Consider the following 15940-nt stretch of genomic DNA (forward strand, 5'->3'; position numbering starts at 1 on the left):
GGCGGGCTGAAGGCCGCCCCTACGGGGGTCGTCGAGCGGTTTTCGGGCGGGCGGGCTGAAGCCCGCCCCTACGGAGGTCGATGGGGTTCGCGGGCGGGCTGAAGGCCGCCCCTACAGTGTTGCGATGAGGGCGTCCCAGCCGGCGCGGCCGGTCTCGTTGGACTTGAAAACGCCCGTGGCCTGCAGTATCTCGTAATAGGCGCGCTCGCATTCCCCTTTGACGGCCGGCATCTCGGCGACCAGGCGCCCGGGCAAGATGGCCCGCCCCATTATCTCGATGAGGCCGATGTTCTCCTTCTTGATGTGGAAGAGAGCTTCGGGCACGTGGAACAGCCCGAAAGGATGCTCGGGCGTGGTGCGGTTGTTGCGTAGCACCAGATCCATCACGTAGTCGCCGCCTTCACGCCAGAGAATCGGGTTCAGCGTGTTGTGCCGTACGGTTGCGCCGTCGGCATCCTCCGTGAAGGGCACAATGCCGCCCGGCTGCCACGAAAACGTGCGCCACGCATCCAGCACCCGACAGGCCCCCTCGTACACAGCCGCACGATCGCGCGCCCGCAGACGCACCACCGACGCGGGCCATCGCACCACGCCGGCGCGCATCTGGGGCAGCCCCGGCAGTTTGAAAGTGCGCTCAACTGGCGCGTTCATCAGGGGAAACCGGTAGCCGCCGCCCTGAAAGTGATCGTGGGCCAGAAGCGAGCCGCCCACAATGGGCAAATCGGCATTCGATCCGATGAACCATTGGGGAAAGGCATCGACGAAGTCGAGCAGGCGCGCTATGGCAGCGTGGTCGATCAGCATGGGACGATGAACCGGCGCAGACACGATAAGATGCTCGGGGAAGTATCCGTAGGGCGAGAACCACCAGGCCCATTCCTCGCCGCTCAGCAGCACGGTCCGCACCGCGCCACCGCCGGCTCCCGCGCAGGCAATGCGCCCGTCGGCACCGCGGCGCCAGCACAGCACGCAATCCTCCGCCTCGGCATGCCCCGCCTCTTCGCATGCAGCACGGGCAATGTCGCGCGGGTCCTTCTCGGGCTTAGCCAGGTTGATGGTGACGTCCAAAGGGCCGACGGGGCTGTCGGCCGCCCAGCACAGGTTCGACGGTGCGCTCATGACAGGCGCCGCGCCCGCGCACCGGGGCCGCCCACCGTCACGCGACGGCAGGCCCCATAGCCCAGAAAGCCATCCATGGCAGCCACGAAATCGTCGGCACGTTCGCAGGGCACGAAGGCCAGCACCGCGCCGCCGAATCCGCCGCCGTGAATACGCCACGCCCCCGCCTCGCCCAGCAAATGAGCGCACAGGCTTTGGATGAGCATAGCAGGCTGCTGCTCGTCCGAACCGGGCTCGCGCAACGACACGTTCTGCAGGAACTGCGCCGAGGAAGCGCCCGACAGGCGCACCAGCTTCAGAAACGCAGCGAAATCGTCGCTGTCCAAGGCCGTGCGCTGAGCCTGCACCCGCTCCACTTCGTCGTAGTAGTGCAGCGCCCGCATGGCCCGGCGGTCTCCCAATGTGGCCCGCACTTCAGCCAGAGAATCCAGCAGCATCTGCACCGACACGTCGCCCAACCGCGATACGCCCAGCAGGTTCGCCACCATACGCATGTCGGCGGGAATGGCCGCAAACTCGTCGTTGTACAGCGAATGGTCCTGGCGACTGTCCACCAGCACCAGGGCGTAACCGGCCGCCTCGACATCCAAAGCCACCGATTCCACCACCGGCTCATCGGGGGCAAAATCGATGGTCACTACACCACCGCAGGCACTGGCCAGCTGATCCTGGGCGCCGCAGGGCTTGCCGAAATAGCGCTGCTCGGTTTCCACGGCCGCCAGCGCCAGCGCAACGGGATCCAAGGGCACCGCGCCAGCGCCTTCCCTCTGCTCCGGGCCATCGCCGAACAGCGCTTCCAGGCAGGCGCCGATCATCACCTCGAAAGCCGCCGACGACGACAGGCCGCATCCCGGCGGCACATCCGAGCACGTGGCCACGTCGAAGCCGGCCAGGGCACCCCCGTCGCGCGCGAACACCGCGGCCATACCGCGCACCAAAGCACCGGAAGTCAGCGTCTCCACCTTGTGGGGAGCGGCCCAATCGACATCGGCTAAATCTATTTCGTCGCTGCCGAAGCCTTCCATGACCACGCGGATGCGCCCCGACCCGTTGGGTGCCGCCAAGCCCCACGTGCGCTCGCCGATAGCGGCCGAGATAACCCGGCCGCCCTGGTGGTCAACATGGTTGCCGGCCACTTCCAAACGACCCGGAGCCGAGGCCAGCACGAAGCGCGCCGGCTCGGCGGATACCCCGCAACCCCGCGTCGCCACCGACCCGTCGACATCCAGCGACACGGCCGCGCGCGCCGGACCATAGCCGAACGCATCGGCGAACAGCGCTTCCAGGTGCGCCAGCTTCGCCGCTGCCTCGTCCTCAGAAACCGGAGCCATGCCAGCCACCGTCCTCTTCCAACTTGTTCACGCGTCGGTCGTAGGTGAGAATGCCGTTCACTTCCTCCTCCACATCCGACAGCTGGGTATACACGAAGCCCGCCAGCCCATCGGTAACCAGCGCCGCGGCCTGGGCCAGAGTCTCGCGCACCGCTGAGCGCCAGGCCGCCGCGTCTTCGAAAGTGTCGTAGCCGTAGCTGTGGGCGAAGGAGCTGTGCCCCTCCACGCGGAAAGTGGCGCCCCCGAATTCCGAAATGACGAAGGCCCGACCGCCACGCTCGGCCGCATAGCCCCGCAAATCGCGCGGTCGGTCACGGTACACCTTCAAAGGCCGGAAGTAATTGTGCACGCTGAGGAAGTCGCCGCAGTGCTGGTCGTACCAGCCGCTGACGGCGTCGATGGGCCGCGCCGGGTCCAGATCGTGCACCATCTCGGTCGCCATGGCGGCATCGAACTGTCCCCAGCCCTCGTTGAACAGCACCCAGCACGCCACAGACGGGTGGTTTCCCAGGTATTCCACCGTGGCCCGGCAGCTATCACGCCAATGGCCGCGGTAATGTTCGTCGCCGGCGCCCAGCTTTTCCTGATGAGCCGTGTCGGTGTCGCTGTAGTTGTCCCATGCGCTCCGCCACAACGTGGGACGGAAGCTGGTCTCCCACGTGTCGTAGGCGCCGCCGCCGTTCACCATGTCCTGCCACACCAGCATGCCCAGCCGGTCGCAGTGGTAGTACCACCGGTCGGCCTCCACCTTCAGGTGCTTGCGCAGCATGTTGAAGCCGGCGTCCTTCATGGCGGCGATGTCGAAGGCGAGGGCGTCGTCGGCCGGGGCCGTCATCAGCCCGTCCGACCAATAGCCCTGGTCCAGCACCCCGCGCAGCAGCAGCGGCTCGCCGTTCAGGAAGAACCGGTAGCGGCCAGCCGCGTCGGGCTGCACGACCACGGTGCGAAACGCCGTGTAGCTGTACACCACATCGGCGCCGAAACGCAGCGTGAGGTTGTACAGATACGGGTCGTCGGGGCTCCAACGCCGCATACCGGGCACGGGCAGCGTCACGCGCACACGCCGGCGCCGCTCGTCCTCCTCCGCCCCGCGGGCGCTCACCGGCACGGCGCCTTCCTCAGCCGGGGCCGCAGCCGAGGCCACTTGCACGCCGGAAGCATCGGACACGTACAAGCGCAGCAGCCCCTCGGTTCCGCACACGTCCACCTCGGCCGTCAGCTCGCCGCTCTCGGCGTCGGGCAAAAGCCGCAGCGACTCGATGTGGCGCTCGGGCACCACTTCCATCCACACGGGCTGCCAAATGCCGCTTTGGGCCGTATACCAAATGCCCCCGCGCTTCAGCTTCTGCTTGCCGCGCAGCTGGGTGCCCGTATCGCTGGGGTCCCACACGCACAGCGCAATGATGAACTCGGCGTTCTCGCCGGCATCCAGGGTTTCCCCCGGTTCCTTGGCGGCAATGGCCTCGGTGATGTCGAACACAAAGGGAAGATACCCGCCGCGATGAGTGCCGATCACCTTCCCGTTCACGCAGCAGGCGCAGGCGAAGTCGACGGCCTCGAAGTGCAGCAGGCAGCGCTCGCCCGGATGCAGGGGCGGCCGCGGGGCGCGGCGCACGTACCACAGCAGCTCGTCGGGCTGCAGCTGGCGCCCCACGCACGACAGCACCGATTCCGGCGAAAACGGCACCAGAATGCGGCCGTCGAACTCCTCGGGCGGCCGCACGGTGCGGCTGGCGCCCATAGGCACGATGGCGTAGTCCCACCAGCCGTTCAGCATGGCGAAACGGTCGCGCACGAACTGGGGATGGGGATGTTCCTGGCGCACGGCAAGGGGATGCAGGGCTTCGCCCCACGGCGTCAGCAGGGGTCGCTCGGGACCCAAATCGTGGTCGCGGGGGGCACTGGCCAGCACGCGCTTAATGTCCACAGCGCACGTCTCCTTGCATCTTCACGGAACGCCCCGCCGCAAAGGACGGGGCACTAAAGTCTAGGAGAATGATACCTGTCCGCAGCGCCGTCGGCGCTCACAAGGGCAAACGTAACTGATTCGCCACACCTGAGCGGCGCGTTTAGGCAGCCTGCTCTATGTGCAGCATTCGGCTCACCACGTCGATCAGCACGTCGTCGTCGGCATCGGGATGCGAGCGCAAATAGCTGACGAGCCCCACGATCAGCACGTAGAACGTCTCGTACAGGTGGTCGGACTGCTCGCTGTACTTCGTGGGCTGCACCAGCGGATGCGACACCATGAACTCGGCGCCCTGGGCGGCGAAGCGGTTCAGGAAGTCCAGGTACAGGGCGGCGTTTTCCTGGGTCGACAGCGCCATGCGGAAGGTGTTCTTCTCGAACAGCACCATGCGCATGATCTTCACCATGGAATGCAGCGACTCGTCGGTTTCCGAGGCGGCCCGGCTCTCGTGCCAGTGCTGCATGGCCTCGATGAAGTCGGTGATGTACTGGTCCAGCACGGCCGAGGTCACCTCGTCCTTGTTCTGGAAGTAATGGTAGAACAGCGAACGGGTGACGCCCACATGGTTGGTGATGTCTTGGATGGAGGTGTGGGCCAGGCCCTTCTCCTCGTACAGCTCGCGCGCGGCCACCACGATCTCGGCGCTGCGCTTGGCGGTATCGTTGCTGCGAAGGACCTCCCGCGTGGTCACGCCGCGCGTGTTCTTCCGTATCGATTGCATGGGGGTCCTCCTTTTCGATAGCACGCTTCGCAGACGAAACGCTCACCCACCCGTTGCACGCCCGGGCCAGCCCCGGAAATTGTTCCGATGCAACAATTTGACTATACGTCTGCACAAAAATGCGTCGCCGTTACGTCAGTGCTCTGTTACCGAACTGCCACCTATTGTTGACAGAGCGTTTACAATCATCCATGCTCTCCATTATTTACCCAGCCGTTAGCCATTCATTGCAAGCGGGCCCTCTCCATCACGCCTCCAGGGTAACGCTAGGGGAATCAGTGCACCCATCACGACCCCTCAGGTTGCGGGAGGCAACGCCCTCATGCGCGCAACCGTCTGTGGGAACGTTCGCGGCGGGAGAAATTTGACAGAGCGTACAAGGCGGGCGGCAGGTACAATGATGTCATCGCCCACCTCTATCTCGGGGAGCAGCCCATGGCCTTGAAGATTCTGAAAGTCATCGTCGGCGTTCTGGTAGCACTCATTCTGGCCGCGGGCGCCTATGTGGCCTACGTGATGGCCAGCTATTACCGCCTGGACGACAACCTTGCCCTTACCGTGGACACCCCGACCGCCCCAAATGAGGGTGCCGGCACGGCCGTTATCGACCTGGCCGCCGAACCTCAGCTTACCGTGGTCACCGCCAATTTAGGCTTCGGTGCCTACAACCAGGCCTTCGACTTCTTTATGGACGGGGGCGCGGGATCGGTAGCCGCCAGCCCCGAAGCCGTGCGCAAGGACATCGACGGCACGGCCGAGGCCCTGAAAGCCTTGCGCCCCACGTTCCTGCTGTTCCAGGAAGTGGACATCGACGGCACGCGCAGCCACCACATTAACGAGTACGACCTGCTGCGGGCCCAGTATCCGGCCCTCTATGCCGCGTTCTGCCAAAACTACGACTCGCCGTTTCTGGCGTGGCCGCTGTATGCGCCCCACGGAGCGAACAAGGCGGGACTCGCCACCTTTTCCGCCTATCCCATCGCCGACGGGCTGCGTCGCAGTCTGCCCATCTCCGAGGGCTTCGGCAAGTTTCTCGACTTGGACCGCTGCTATTCCATCTGCCGCATTCCCACCAGCGGCAATGCCGAGCTGGTGCTGTTCAACGTGCACCTGTCGGCCTACGGTGCCGACGCCGACATCATGGCCGCCCAACGGGCCACGCTGTACGAGGACATGGTGCGCGAATACCAGGCCGGCAACTACGTCATCGCCGGGGGCGACTACAACCACGACATGATCGGCGTGTCCGGCGAGGTGTACGGCAACACCACCGATGCGGTGGAAAGCTGGGCCAAGCCCTACGACTTCGATGGCGTGCCCGAGGGCTTCACCGTCGGCGCGAAGGCCAAGCTCGACGAAACGGGCGTCGCGGAGTTCGCCGACGCCGCCACCTGCCGCGACGCCGGCCGCCCCTACGACGGCACCAACGATCGCTGGGTTATGGACACGTTCATCTACTCGGACAACATCCAGGTTTCTGCCTGCGAAACCGTGGACCTTGACTTCGCCTACTCCGACCATAACCCCGTTTTGCTGAAGTTCCGCCTCATGCCATAGACCTCGGGCCCCGGCTTCAGTCGACACGCCTCCGCACAACCTTCCTCGAAGCGCGACACCCCGTGCAGTTCGCGCCCCATCATGGTGTCCCAAGCTTCTTAGGCGATCGGCTGCACCTTCAGCTCGCGCAGCGCCATGCCCTCCTCGTCATGCTCGACGATGGCGATGCTCAGGCCCAAGGCCACATCCCCTACATCGTCGCACACGGCTGCGAGCGCCGACGGCGGAAACTGGATGAACCCGTAGTCGGCGTTCTCCTCGGCCGTATCCGCCAGCCCGGCCGACTCCAAGGCGCGCCGCACCATAGGCACCGCGGGGCCGAAGGCCTTCACCGCTTTCAGGAAGAAATCGCGCGCGTCCATCTCGTAGCCGGGAAACGCGCGGGCAGCCGGGGCGTTCTGCTGGAACACCTGGCCCGTCAGCTTGTTCTCCAGCGAGCAGTAGTGCACCCCCAGGGAAAGACCGGCCTCCAGTGCGAAGCGCACCAGGGCCAAACACGTGTCCTCGCTGCCGGCGATGGGCAGCCCTCCCCCGTACCAGTAATCGTAGAGCACCCGATAGGGGGTGGGCTTCAGTCGATAGCCCCGCTCGACAAAGGCCTCGGCGTTGTGGAAGGGAAAGCACAGCTCCAGCAAGTTGATGCCGGCCACGCCCAGCTTGTCCAAGCGCACAATCAGGTCCCTCATGGCCTCGAAGTCGCCCGGCATAACGGGCATCTCCACCATCACGTTGTCGAAATGTCCCACAGCCGAGGCAATGGCTGCGAGCACCTCCTCTTTCGCTGCAGTCTCGTCCTCCATCTTGACGGAGAAGCGCGCCTCGTTCAAACCGGCGTCTGCCAGGGCCCGCTGCACCTCGCCGGTCCAACCGAAGCCGCTGGTATATAGGCGCGTGTAGGCATCGGGGTACAACTGCGCCGCCACCTCGAGAAATTCCAGCACCTGAGGCAGATGCAGCAGCGGCTCGCCGCCGGTGATGGCCAGCTGACTCATCGCGGCGCCTTCCCGGTGGCGCTCCCGCAGCTGATCGGCAATGGGGTTCGCATGGCTGCGAAAGAACTCGTAGTCCTCCTGGTTGGGGTTGAAGCAGAAGAAGCACTGCCGCGGGCAGGCTGTGGACGTGAGGAACGTCTCGGTTCCCACGCCGCGCATGCAGGCGACGCACGCCGGCGACTTCCACTGGGTCCACACGCTTTTCCCCTCGTTGGCCGCCTGCGCCCCCGATGCCACCAGGACGGCTACCGCATCGTCATAGCAAGCGCCGGCGCCGTCGGCCTCGGCAAACGCCAGTCCGAACGACCCAGCCGCCGTAAGGAACTCCTCCTCGATGGTCCCATACCGCTTAACATACGCCGCCAGCTCAGCAGCACCTGTCTTTTCTGCCATATCCCGCCTCTCTCGCTTTTCGGCCGACTATAGCAGAAAGCGCGCCGGGGCCTTACCCCTTCACGAAATGCGGATTGTCGGCGCTGTCCACATAACGGAAACCGAAACGTGCGGCATAGGCATGCACCAGGCCGAACACCAACTCTCCCACACCGCGGTAGAACGCCGTACGGGCGAATCCCCGCCCACGGGAATACACGCGTGGCCGCATTCCCCAAGATGTATATAAGCTTTCACCCACGAAGACCTTCTTTTGGTCAAAAGCCCCTGGATTTATCTGCAATTTTCGAGGTTTGAGGAAGAATTTGAGGCCGCAGAAGGGGTATTCACCCTTCCCACTCCCGTTCGCGATAGTTTTCCCATATAAAAGCTGGCATTTTTGACCACGATCAGGACTTCCGCGCTGAATGTGCCTATAAAACCTTGTGTTTGCGACCACCGCCAACGAACCACCACCAACGAATGCTCGTTGAGTGCTCCCGAAACCGCCGACACCAAAGATCTAGCTGGCGCAAAAAGACAGAGTTTAAATTTTCCTTAATAAGGGGGGGTGCCAGCCGCCGCTCCCCTTGGCGGCGGAGATGCCCTGCTATGCTGAACACACCCCGTACGCTGCAGGAAGGAGCCTCATGGGCAGACACGCGTCGCGCCTCGCTACTAGGAAGCGCTCTCGGGCCCCGTTCGTTGCGGTGGCCGTCGTTCTGGCCGTGCTGGTACTTGCCGGCGGTGTGTTCATCGGCTTTCGCGAGGGGCCGCTGCAGCACACTTCGGCCGAACCGCTGCCCGACGTATACGAGCCCGCGATGGCCATCGAACCTTTCCAAAGCAGCCACGACGAGGACGGCGACGGCATCGACGACCAAACCGACGTGCTGGCCAGCGCCGAGGCCTACGTCGCCACGAACCCCAAGTATAGAAGCACCTACTACGCGGAAACAGGCTATCCCGACGACGGCTTCGGCGTGTGCACCGACGTGATCGCCCAGGCGCTGAAGGGCACCGGCTACGACCTGATGGCCCTGCTGGCAGCCGATGTGCAGGAGAATCCCGAGGCTTACGGCATAAGCGAGCCCGACGCTGCCATCGATTTCCGTCGCGTGCGAAACCAGAAGGTGTTCTTCGACCGGCACGCCGTGTCCCTCACGTGCGATACCAGCGACCCCACCCAATGGCACGGTGGCGACATCGTGGTGTACAACGAGCATGTGGGCATCGCATCCGGCCGTCGCAACGCTCAGGGCCTTCCCTACCTCATCCACCACTACAGCCCCACGCAAGCCACCTACGAGGAAGACGCCCTGGAAAGCTGGGGCCCCATCATCGGCCACTACCGCATATCGGAATAGCGCAAAAAACCCTGCGACTCTGGCACGTAAGGGTAACTCGAGTCCCCATTCCCCAACATGGCAGAACAATTCGGGAGGGCGCTCCACCCGGCCCAGGCAACTCGCAAGCGAAACGCATTGCGACTTTCAATCCGGCCCGTATCAGACCGATGGCGCAAACAGGATCCCGCCGCCTGGGAGGGTAGGCGGCGGGATCGGAACATCGTTCATACGAGCGAGCACTCGAAAGGGCGTCACAGTCACCTGGAGCCAAAGCTAAACGATCACCTGCGCAAACGTTTCCTCTAAGGCTGCCGGACGAGGCTCGATGCGCAAGCTGGGATTGGTCATCGCGCTGTCAGGCAGGCAGGGCAGCGTGCTCACCGTGCCCTCGCCGTGATGCGACTCCAGCTCACTCAGCTCGCCGAACTCAAGGGCGCGCATGGGGCACGCGTCCACGCACACCGGGTTCATGCCCGCATCTCTCAGCGCCTTGCACGAGTCGCACTTCATCACAAGGTTCTTGCCCTCGGAGTACTGCGGCGCTCCATAGGGGCACGACCCCACGCACGTCTTGCAGCCGATGCACACATCATCGTCGTGGAGCACCGAGCCGTCCTCGGACTTGAACATGGCGCCGGTCGGGCAATTGGCCACGCATACCGGGCTCTCGCAATGGTTGCAAGCGGCGGCAAAATGATAGACGCCGACGTTTGGAAACTCTCCGGACTCGTAGCTAGTCACCCAGCGCAGCGCCACCTCGTCCGAAATGTCGTTACGATCTTTGCAGGCCACTTGGCACGCGCGGCAGCCGATGCACGCGCTTTGGTTGTAGTAAAAACCGATCTGACTCATAACTCCCCCTAATTAGCAGATAACGCGAAGGTCTTTGTCGGCGTCGTCAACAAGCTCGTCGCCCGTCCACTTCTCCATGTTGGCGATGACGCTGTTCCATCCGGAGATGCCGGCGCCCATGCCAACCGGGCCGCACAGCATGTTGTCGGCACCGCCCCGGTCGACGCCCGTCTCCTCGTCCATGTCGAGCCACGACCCGTGGGGAAGGGCGATAACACCCGGCATCAAGCGCTGCGTCAGAGACGCCTTGCGCAGCGTCTTGCCGTGCTGGCTCGTCAGCAGCACCGAGTCTCCCTCGGCGATGCCCTTCTCCGCAGCATCCGCCGCGTTCAGGTACACCGGGTTGGGCCATGCTTCCCTCAGCCAAGGATTGTTGTCGAGCACCGTGTGCGAACGACGCAGATAGTGGGGGTTGAACACCTGGTAGGGGTACTCGCCCTTGGTCTTCGCGGCGAAATCAGCATAAGTTTCCTCTAGGCCCTCCACCGGCTCGATGTACTCGGGAATGGGCGGCACGGCGCTGTAGCCCATGTTGGTGATGGTATCGGACAGATTCCGCGAGAAGATCTCGAACTTGCCACTCGGCGACTCCTCGCGGGGGTTGGCCTCGGGGTCCTTCACGAAGTCCTCGTAGGCGATGTAGCCGTAGTTGTCGCCGGGCTTGCGCTCCACCTGGTAGCAACCCAAATCAAGCAGTTCGCTCAGTCCGATCTCGCCAGTCTGCGGCTCGCCTTCCACGCCCCAAGCTGCGATATCCTCCTCGGTGATGGTAACGAGGGGCTTGTAGGTCTTGCCGTCAGCGTCGAGCACTTCCGCACCGGCTAGCTGGTTGAAGAACTGCTGCTGCTCATCGAAGGGGTACACCTCGGCTGGATCGATGCTCAACCGTTTCGCGAGCTCGCAAGCGATCCACTGGTCGCTATGGCATTCGAACTGGGGGTCGATTATCTTCGAGTACACGATGACCATCTCGCGATTGCCCGTGAGGAAGCCGCCGGGGCGTTCCCAGTAGGTATCCAGGGGAAGAATGATGTCGCAGTACTTCGCACTGGTAGTGAGGAACTGGGCGTGAGCCACAGCGAAATCCACCTTACGATGGGCCTCAATGCCCTTGGCCATGGCGTCGCGCGTCTGCAACAGAGCGCGGCCAGCATGGTAGATCACATGAATATCAATGGGACGAATCTCGCCCGGGCCGCCCGTCTTGTTCTTGTTCGGCGCGGTGCCAGTGAAGTTGTAGCTGCCCTCCAAAATGGCGGTCCACAACTCCGTGTCATTAATGCAGTCCGTCACGCCGGGGTCGATGGCGGGGAGACCGTCCTTGCCCGCCTTCACCATGGCAGGTCCGTGGTTACTCGCCTTGTTGTGGCAAGAGATACCGCACATGTGGCCGGACTTGCCGATATGCCCCGTCATGGACCCAATGGTCATAATCATCTGCGGCAGATTGTCCGCCGCATGAGTGCGGCCTGCTGCCCACGCCGTGAGGATCGCCACCTTTTTAGAAGGAACGATTTCCTGAGCGATGCGACGAAGGTTCTCAGGCGACACGCCGCAGCGCTCCGAGGCCCACTCGGGGGTCTTCGGCACGCCGTCGTAAGTGCCCAGCACGTAGTCCTTGAAGTTGCCCTTGGGGTCTTCGCCCTCGGGCATGTGATCAGCGTCGAAGCCGATGGTACAGCGATCCAGGAAATCCCAGTCGATCATGGGGTTGGACTCGGAGTCCTCGGTGATGAGCGTGTAGGCAACCCCGAGCCAAATGGCCACGTCCTGGCTCGGATAGCAGGGGATCCACTCGGCATCGAGCAAGGCGTAGGAATCGTTGTAGTACGGATCAATGGCAATGAACTTCGCTCCGGCGTTCTTCGCCTGTAGGTAATTGTAGGCTGGGTTGCCTGCCGAACTCCAAGCCGGATTCACGCCAGACAAGATGATCGTCTCACAGTTACGCATATCCATGCGGTCGTTGACCGCCGTGCCCGTGTCGCCGTCATCGAAGCCGATGAGATGGGGCGTGAGCGACCAAGTTCCCAAAGAGCCCGTGCCCCAGCGAGACGTATAGCCTCCGAACACATTCAGCAGACGACCGATTTCCGTCCCTTCAGCGAAAATCGAACTATTCCCGTACTGCTCCTTCGCTTTGGAGAGCTCGGCTGCCACATAGTCTAGCGCCTCTTCCCACGAAATGCGCTCCCATTCGTCTTTGCCTCGCAGCTCCTTATTGGGGTTATCCGGACTCCAGCTCTTACGCTTCATGGGATACTTAATGCGGTCCTCGCCATATATCTGCCGGCGCTGTGCGCGCCCTCGCACGCAAGCACGCTGCTGAGGATAGTCGGCTGAATCCTCATGGTTGTCATCCGTTTTCTGCCGAACAACAACACCGTCTTTCACCAGCGCCTTATTAAGGCAGCGGCCGCCGCAATTGTGCCAGCAAGCCGCTGTAACCCATTTCGCGGACGCATCAAGAACGGCGAGGTCCGATTCGACAACGTGAGCCGTCATTCCCTCCGCATTTGAGCCCGTCCTGCTCAATCCCTCATCTTGCGGTGCACAACCCGCAAGCCCGGCCGTAGCAACGGCCGCCGTTGTCAAAGCGGTGCTTTTAAGAAAATCGCGCCGTTTGAGATTTGTTCCAAGCAATGCCATTTGATTCCCCTCTCATCCTGCGTATCGCAGACAGAGTTACGGTACTAAATACCACAGGTGCAAGGCAACAGCCTAGGATAGTCCCCTCTCACCTTACTGATATACTATAGTGATTCAGTACATCAGTCAAGCAGTAAACGTGAAGTAATTTGGTCGGCTATCTTCTTTTGTTTCAAAATATATCAAACATTTGTACTATAAATAGAGGTAAACCATGGTAGAATAAAACAAGGTCAGGTGGACATAACGGCGCAGCCCTCGCACAGGCGGGAGGTGATCGTTATGAATGAGACTATCCTTCTGCTGGAGATTGCTTGTTTCCTGCTGATGCTTCTGATGGCTCTTAGCCGCAGATAGCGAAAAGCCGCCCCACGAGGCGCGGAACGGCTGACGCTTACCATATCCTTGGCAGCCGTGCCCGTCGCCCCGGGCGACCACCTGGCTTTTCATTGTAACTTCCTCGGCCAGCAACGTCAAACGAACACCCCGCGCTTCAGCACGCGCGTAACATTTCCCCATCTGGTCTGATATAGTTTACCCATTCAGCAATTCAGTGAGGGAAGGCAGGGGCGCCGTTGTACGGCACGTTGATCATAGCCTATCTGTTCTTGGGCGGTGCCGCAGGGGGCGCCTTCCTGGTCATGGCGGCTTGGTCGCTCGCCTTCCATCGGCGCCCTCCCCACCGCTCCGACCGGCTGCGCACGGCATTTCGCACATTGAAGGCGGTGGTGTACCCGACCGCCACAGCCATCCTGGCCCTGTCTATGATCTGCCTGTGGTGGGATTTGGAAATGCCCGACCGGGCCCTGCTCATCTTCCTTATCCCGCGCCCCACGGTGCTCACCTTCGGTGCGGTGGTGCTCGCCTGCGAACTTGTCCTGGGCATCCTGCTCACCCTGGCGAACCTGTTCCACCTCAGCATTTTCACTGGCCGCGTAAAACGCGTGATCGAAGTGCTGTGCTGCATTTGCTCGGTGGCCGTCATGGCCTACACCGGCGTGTTCCTCAACAGCAATATCGGCGTACCGCTTTGGCATACGGCCACGCTCGTCGGGCTGTTCTTCTTCTCTGCATTGTCGTCGGGCATCTCCACCGTGCTGCTCATCGACTACTTCGTGCAGGGGCAAACCTATCTGCTGCGCGCAACGCGCCCCCTCCAGCGCTGCCATTTGGCCTGCCTCGTCCTGGAGCTGGGCTGCCTAGGAGCCTTCCTGGCCGTTACGGCAGCCAACCCGAAAGCCGCCGATGCCCTGGCGCTCATCCTGTCGCCCGAGATGCTTCCCACGGCAATAATCGGAGTGATCGGGTTAGGAATTGTGATACCCTTCGCTCTTGAGTTGTACGCGCTGCTCCGAAAGGACTGTCGCATGATTCCCGTTTCGGATTTCGTGTGCCTGATCGGGGCCTGCTGCCTTCGTTTCGTCATCATAGTCTGCGGGGTGCACTAATGGAAACTATGTACGACCTGGCCAACGCCAAGCGAGATGCCGCGGAACCGAACCGCGCCGACACCGTGCGCGAGGTGCCCCCCGCGGGACGGGAAGGCGCACCCACGCGCAATGCGCAGCGCGCCGACGCGGCGCCCCGTGAAGACGCCGACGAGGCCCTGTTCGCCATCGACGAATCGTCGGATCTGCCACTGTGGGTGCAGCTGCGCAACCGCCTGGCCCACCTCATCCGCACCGGCTACTTCAAAGCCGGCGAACAGCTGCCCAGCCTGCGCAGCCTGTCGGCCGAAGCCAGAGTGAACTACAACACCGTGACCAAAGCCTACCGCGACCTGGAGTCCAGCAACCTCATCGTGTCGGTACGCGGGCGAGGCATGTACGTCCAAAAAAGCGTCACCGTGGACGACTCCCCCGAGAACGCCGTGGATGCCATGGCCGAGCAATGCGTAGAGGAATACCGAGCCCTGGGTCTTTCCTACCGCGACATCCAACGGCGCCTCACCGATATTGTGCAGGCAAAGGCCGACGAGGCCGCCACCGTCGCCAACGAGAAGAGGGGCTACTATGGCAAGACGTTCTGATCGCGCCGACCGTCGCGAGGGGCGGACGCGCGATGCCGACGCCAAGCTGGGAGACGCGCCGCGCATCGAGCGCTACAACTCGCCCAAAACCAAGCACACTGACGAAAACGCCCCCATCGTATTCTCGGCCGCCCTGTTCGTGGGAGTGTTCCTAGCCGTAGGCGGTATTGGGCTGGCAGCCACCGGCGGCATCGACATCTACATCATCTGCGCAGCCGTTGCCATAGCGGTGCTGGCCGTGTTCACTGTGCGCATTGCCCCCGAATGGGAAAAGGTGGTCATCCTGCGCTTCGGCAACTACAGCCGCACGGCGGGACCGGGCATCTACCTCACCATCCCCTTCGTGGACCATATTGCCCTGCGCGCCGACCAGCGCGTGATGCTCACCGGCTTCGGCGCCGAGGAAACTCTCACTGCCGACTTGGTGCCCATCAACGTGGACGCCGCCGTGTTCTGGATTGTCTGGGATGCGAAGAAAGCCTGCCTGGAAGTGGAGGACTACTACGACTCGGTGGCCATGGCGGCCCAGACGGCTCTGCGCGACGCCATCGGCCGCAAGGACGTGGCCGATGTGGCCATGCGCCGCGTGCAGCTTGACGAGGAGCTGCGCCGAGCCATCGAGGAGAAAACGAGCACCTGGGGCGTGTCCATTCTATTTGTGGAAATTCGCGACATCGTCATCCCGAAAGACCTGCAGCAATCCATGGCCGCCGAGGCCAAGGCCGAGCGTGAGCGCGACGCCCGCGTGGTGCTCGCCGAGGTAGAGAAGGACATCGCCGCCATGCTGCTGGAGGCCACCGAGCTGTACCGCCAAGACGAGATGGCCTTCAAACTACGCCAAATGCATCTGGTGAACGAATCCATGAAAGACGCCAAGTCGTCGCTCGTCGTACCCACAGCCTACGCCGACGGCTTCACCGACATAACGGAGAAATAGCTGGCGAAGAAGCGTGCGACGGGGCGGCTAGTTCGCAACAGAGTGCCCATCCGAAGACCCCAG

General features: G+C 62.8%; 14 protein-coding genes. 5 read left to right on the top strand and 9 right to left on the bottom strand.

The window, feature by feature from the left end:
* Positions 1-111 precede the first annotated feature (111 nt).
* The 4 genes from VIN30_RS07680 to VIN30_RS07695 form a co-directional block, all read right to left on the bottom strand.
* A complete protein-coding gene (locus VIN30_RS07680; protein WP_338210576.1) occupies positions 112-1119 on the bottom strand; it encodes a hypothetical protein in 1008 nt (335 codons plus the stop codon).
* Complete coding sequence (locus tag VIN30_RS07685; protein WP_338210578.1) at positions 1116-2450, bottom strand: galactokinase; 1335 nt, start codon at positions 2448-2450, stop codon at positions 1116-1118. The genes VIN30_RS07680 and VIN30_RS07685 overlap by 4 nt, the downstream gene beginning before the upstream one ends.
* Positions 2434-4377, bottom strand: a complete 1944-nt coding sequence (locus VIN30_RS07690; protein WP_338210580.1) for a glycoside hydrolase family 2 protein — start codon at positions 4375-4377, stop codon at positions 2434-2436. The genes VIN30_RS07685 and VIN30_RS07690 overlap by 17 nt, the downstream gene beginning before the upstream one ends.
* Positions 4378-4519: 142 nt before the next feature.
* Positions 4520-5140, bottom strand: a complete 621-nt coding sequence (locus VIN30_RS07695; RefSeq protein WP_338210582.1) for a TetR/AcrR family transcriptional regulator — start codon at positions 5138-5140, stop codon at positions 4520-4522.
* A gap of 435 nt (positions 5141-5575) precedes the next feature.
* Between VIN30_RS07695 and VIN30_RS07700 the strand changes: the two genes are divergently transcribed.
* On the top strand, positions 5576-6697 hold the full coding sequence (locus VIN30_RS07700) for an endonuclease/exonuclease/phosphatase family protein (RefSeq protein WP_338210584.1): 1122 nt from the start codon (positions 5576-5578) through the stop codon (positions 6695-6697).
* Positions 6698-6795: 98 nt separating this feature from the next.
* Here VIN30_RS07700 and VIN30_RS07705 read toward each other — a convergent pair whose 3' ends face one another.
* Both VIN30_RS07705 and VIN30_RS07710 read right to left on the bottom strand, forming a co-directional pair.
* Positions 6796-8082, bottom strand: coding sequence for a radical SAM protein (locus VIN30_RS07705; protein WP_338210586.1), 1287 nt, complete (start codon positions 8080-8082; stop codon positions 6796-6798).
* 52 nt (positions 8083-8134) lie between these two features.
* Entirely contained in the window at positions 8135-8281 is a 147-nt protein-coding gene (locus VIN30_RS07710; protein WP_326424937.1) for a hypothetical protein, read from the bottom strand.
* 430 nt (positions 8282-8711) lie between these two features.
* Between VIN30_RS07710 and VIN30_RS07715 the strand changes: the two genes are divergently transcribed.
* The gene (locus tag VIN30_RS07715) at positions 8712-9428 is read left to right on the top strand and encodes a DUF1287 domain-containing protein (RefSeq protein WP_338210589.1); all 717 of its coding nucleotides are present in this window, start codon (positions 8712-8714) and stop codon (positions 9426-9428) included.
* Between the two features lie 255 nt (positions 9429-9683).
* On the opposite strand, the gene VIN30_RS07720 is transcribed toward VIN30_RS07715, so the two are convergent.
* The 3 genes from VIN30_RS07720 to VIN30_RS07730 form a co-directional block, all read right to left on the bottom strand.
* A complete protein-coding gene (locus VIN30_RS07720; RefSeq protein WP_338210591.1) occupies positions 9684-10262 on the bottom strand; it encodes a 4Fe-4S dicluster domain-containing protein in 579 nt (192 codons plus the stop codon).
* A gap of 12 nt (positions 10263-10274) precedes the next feature.
* Positions 10275-12911 (bottom strand): molybdopterin-dependent oxidoreductase, encoded by a 2637-nt coding sequence (locus VIN30_RS07725; protein ID WP_338210593.1) that lies wholly within the window; start codon positions 12909-12911, stop codon positions 10275-10277.
* Positions 12912-13106: 195 nt separating this feature from the next.
* The gene (locus VIN30_RS07730; protein ID WP_338210595.1) at positions 13107-13361 is read right to left on the bottom strand and encodes a hypothetical protein; all 255 of its coding nucleotides are present in this window, start codon (positions 13359-13361) and stop codon (positions 13107-13109) included.
* A 125-nt stretch (positions 13362-13486) separates the two neighbouring features.
* Here VIN30_RS07730 and nrfD point away from each other — a divergent pair, with 125 nt between their 5' ends.
* From nrfD to VIN30_RS07745, 3 genes are read left to right on the top strand one after another with little or no spacing between them, the layout of a single operon-like run.
* Positions 13487-14359 (top strand): NrfD/PsrC family molybdoenzyme membrane anchor subunit, encoded by an 873-nt coding sequence (gene nrfD / locus VIN30_RS07735; protein ID WP_338210597.1) that lies wholly within the window; start codon positions 13487-13489, stop codon positions 14357-14359.
* Entirely contained in the window at positions 14359-14940 is a 582-nt protein-coding gene (locus VIN30_RS07740) for a GntR family transcriptional regulator (RefSeq protein ID WP_338210599.1), read from the top strand. The genes nrfD and VIN30_RS07740 overlap by 1 nt, the downstream gene beginning before the upstream one ends.
* A complete protein-coding gene (locus VIN30_RS07745) occupies positions 14924-15877 on the top strand; it encodes a slipin family protein (RefSeq protein ID WP_338210601.1) in 954 nt (317 codons plus the stop codon). The genes VIN30_RS07740 and VIN30_RS07745 overlap by 17 nt, the downstream gene beginning before the upstream one ends.
* Positions 15878-15940: the final 63 nt, after the last annotated feature.

The sequence above is a fragment of the Adlercreutzia wanghongyangiae genome (assembly GCF_035989245.1).
In the GTDB taxonomy this organism is placed as follows: domain Bacteria; phylum Actinomycetota; class Coriobacteriia; order Coriobacteriales; family Eggerthellaceae; genus Adlercreutzia; species Adlercreutzia wanghongyangiae.

Excerpts from the sequence above, each read along its gene's own strand:
- VIN30_RS07680 (WP_338210576.1), bottom strand. The coding sequence starts at position 1,119 with ATGAGCGCACCGTCGAACCTGTGCTGGGCGGCCGACAGCCCCGTCGGC.
- VIN30_RS07685 (WP_338210578.1), bottom strand. The coding sequence starts at position 2,450 with ATGGCTCCGGTTTCTGAGGACGAGGCAGCGGCGAAGCTGGCGCACCTG.
- VIN30_RS07695 (WP_338210582.1), bottom strand. The coding sequence starts at position 5,140 with ATGCAATCGATACGGAAGAACACGCGCGGCGTGACCACGCGGGAGGTC.
- VIN30_RS07700 (WP_338210584.1), top strand. The coding sequence starts at position 5,576 with ATGGCCTTGAAGATTCTGAAAGTCATCGTCGGCGTTCTGGTAGCACTC.
- VIN30_RS07705 (WP_338210586.1), bottom strand. The coding sequence starts at position 8,082 with ATGGCAGAAAAGACAGGTGCTGCTGAGCTGGCGGCGTATGTTAAGCGG.
- VIN30_RS07715 (WP_338210589.1), top strand. The coding sequence starts at position 8,712 with ATGGGCAGACACGCGTCGCGCCTCGCTACTAGGAAGCGCTCTCGGGCC.
- VIN30_RS07720 (WP_338210591.1), bottom strand. The coding sequence starts at position 10,262 with ATGAGTCAGATCGGTTTTTACTACAACCAAAGCGCGTGCATCGGCTGC.
- VIN30_RS07725 (WP_338210593.1), bottom strand. The coding sequence starts at position 12,911 with ATGGCATTGCTTGGAACAAATCTCAAACGGCGCGATTTTCTTAAAAGC.
- VIN30_RS07730 (WP_338210595.1), bottom strand. The coding sequence starts at position 13,361 with ATGAAAAGCCAGGTGGTCGCCCGGGGCGACGGGCACGGCTGCCAAGGA.
- VIN30_RS07740 (WP_338210599.1), top strand. The coding sequence starts at position 14,359 with ATGGAAACTATGTACGACCTGGCCAACGCCAAGCGAGATGCCGCGGAA.
- VIN30_RS07745 (WP_338210601.1), top strand. The coding sequence starts at position 14,924 with ATGGCAAGACGTTCTGATCGCGCCGACCGTCGCGAGGGGCGGACGCGC.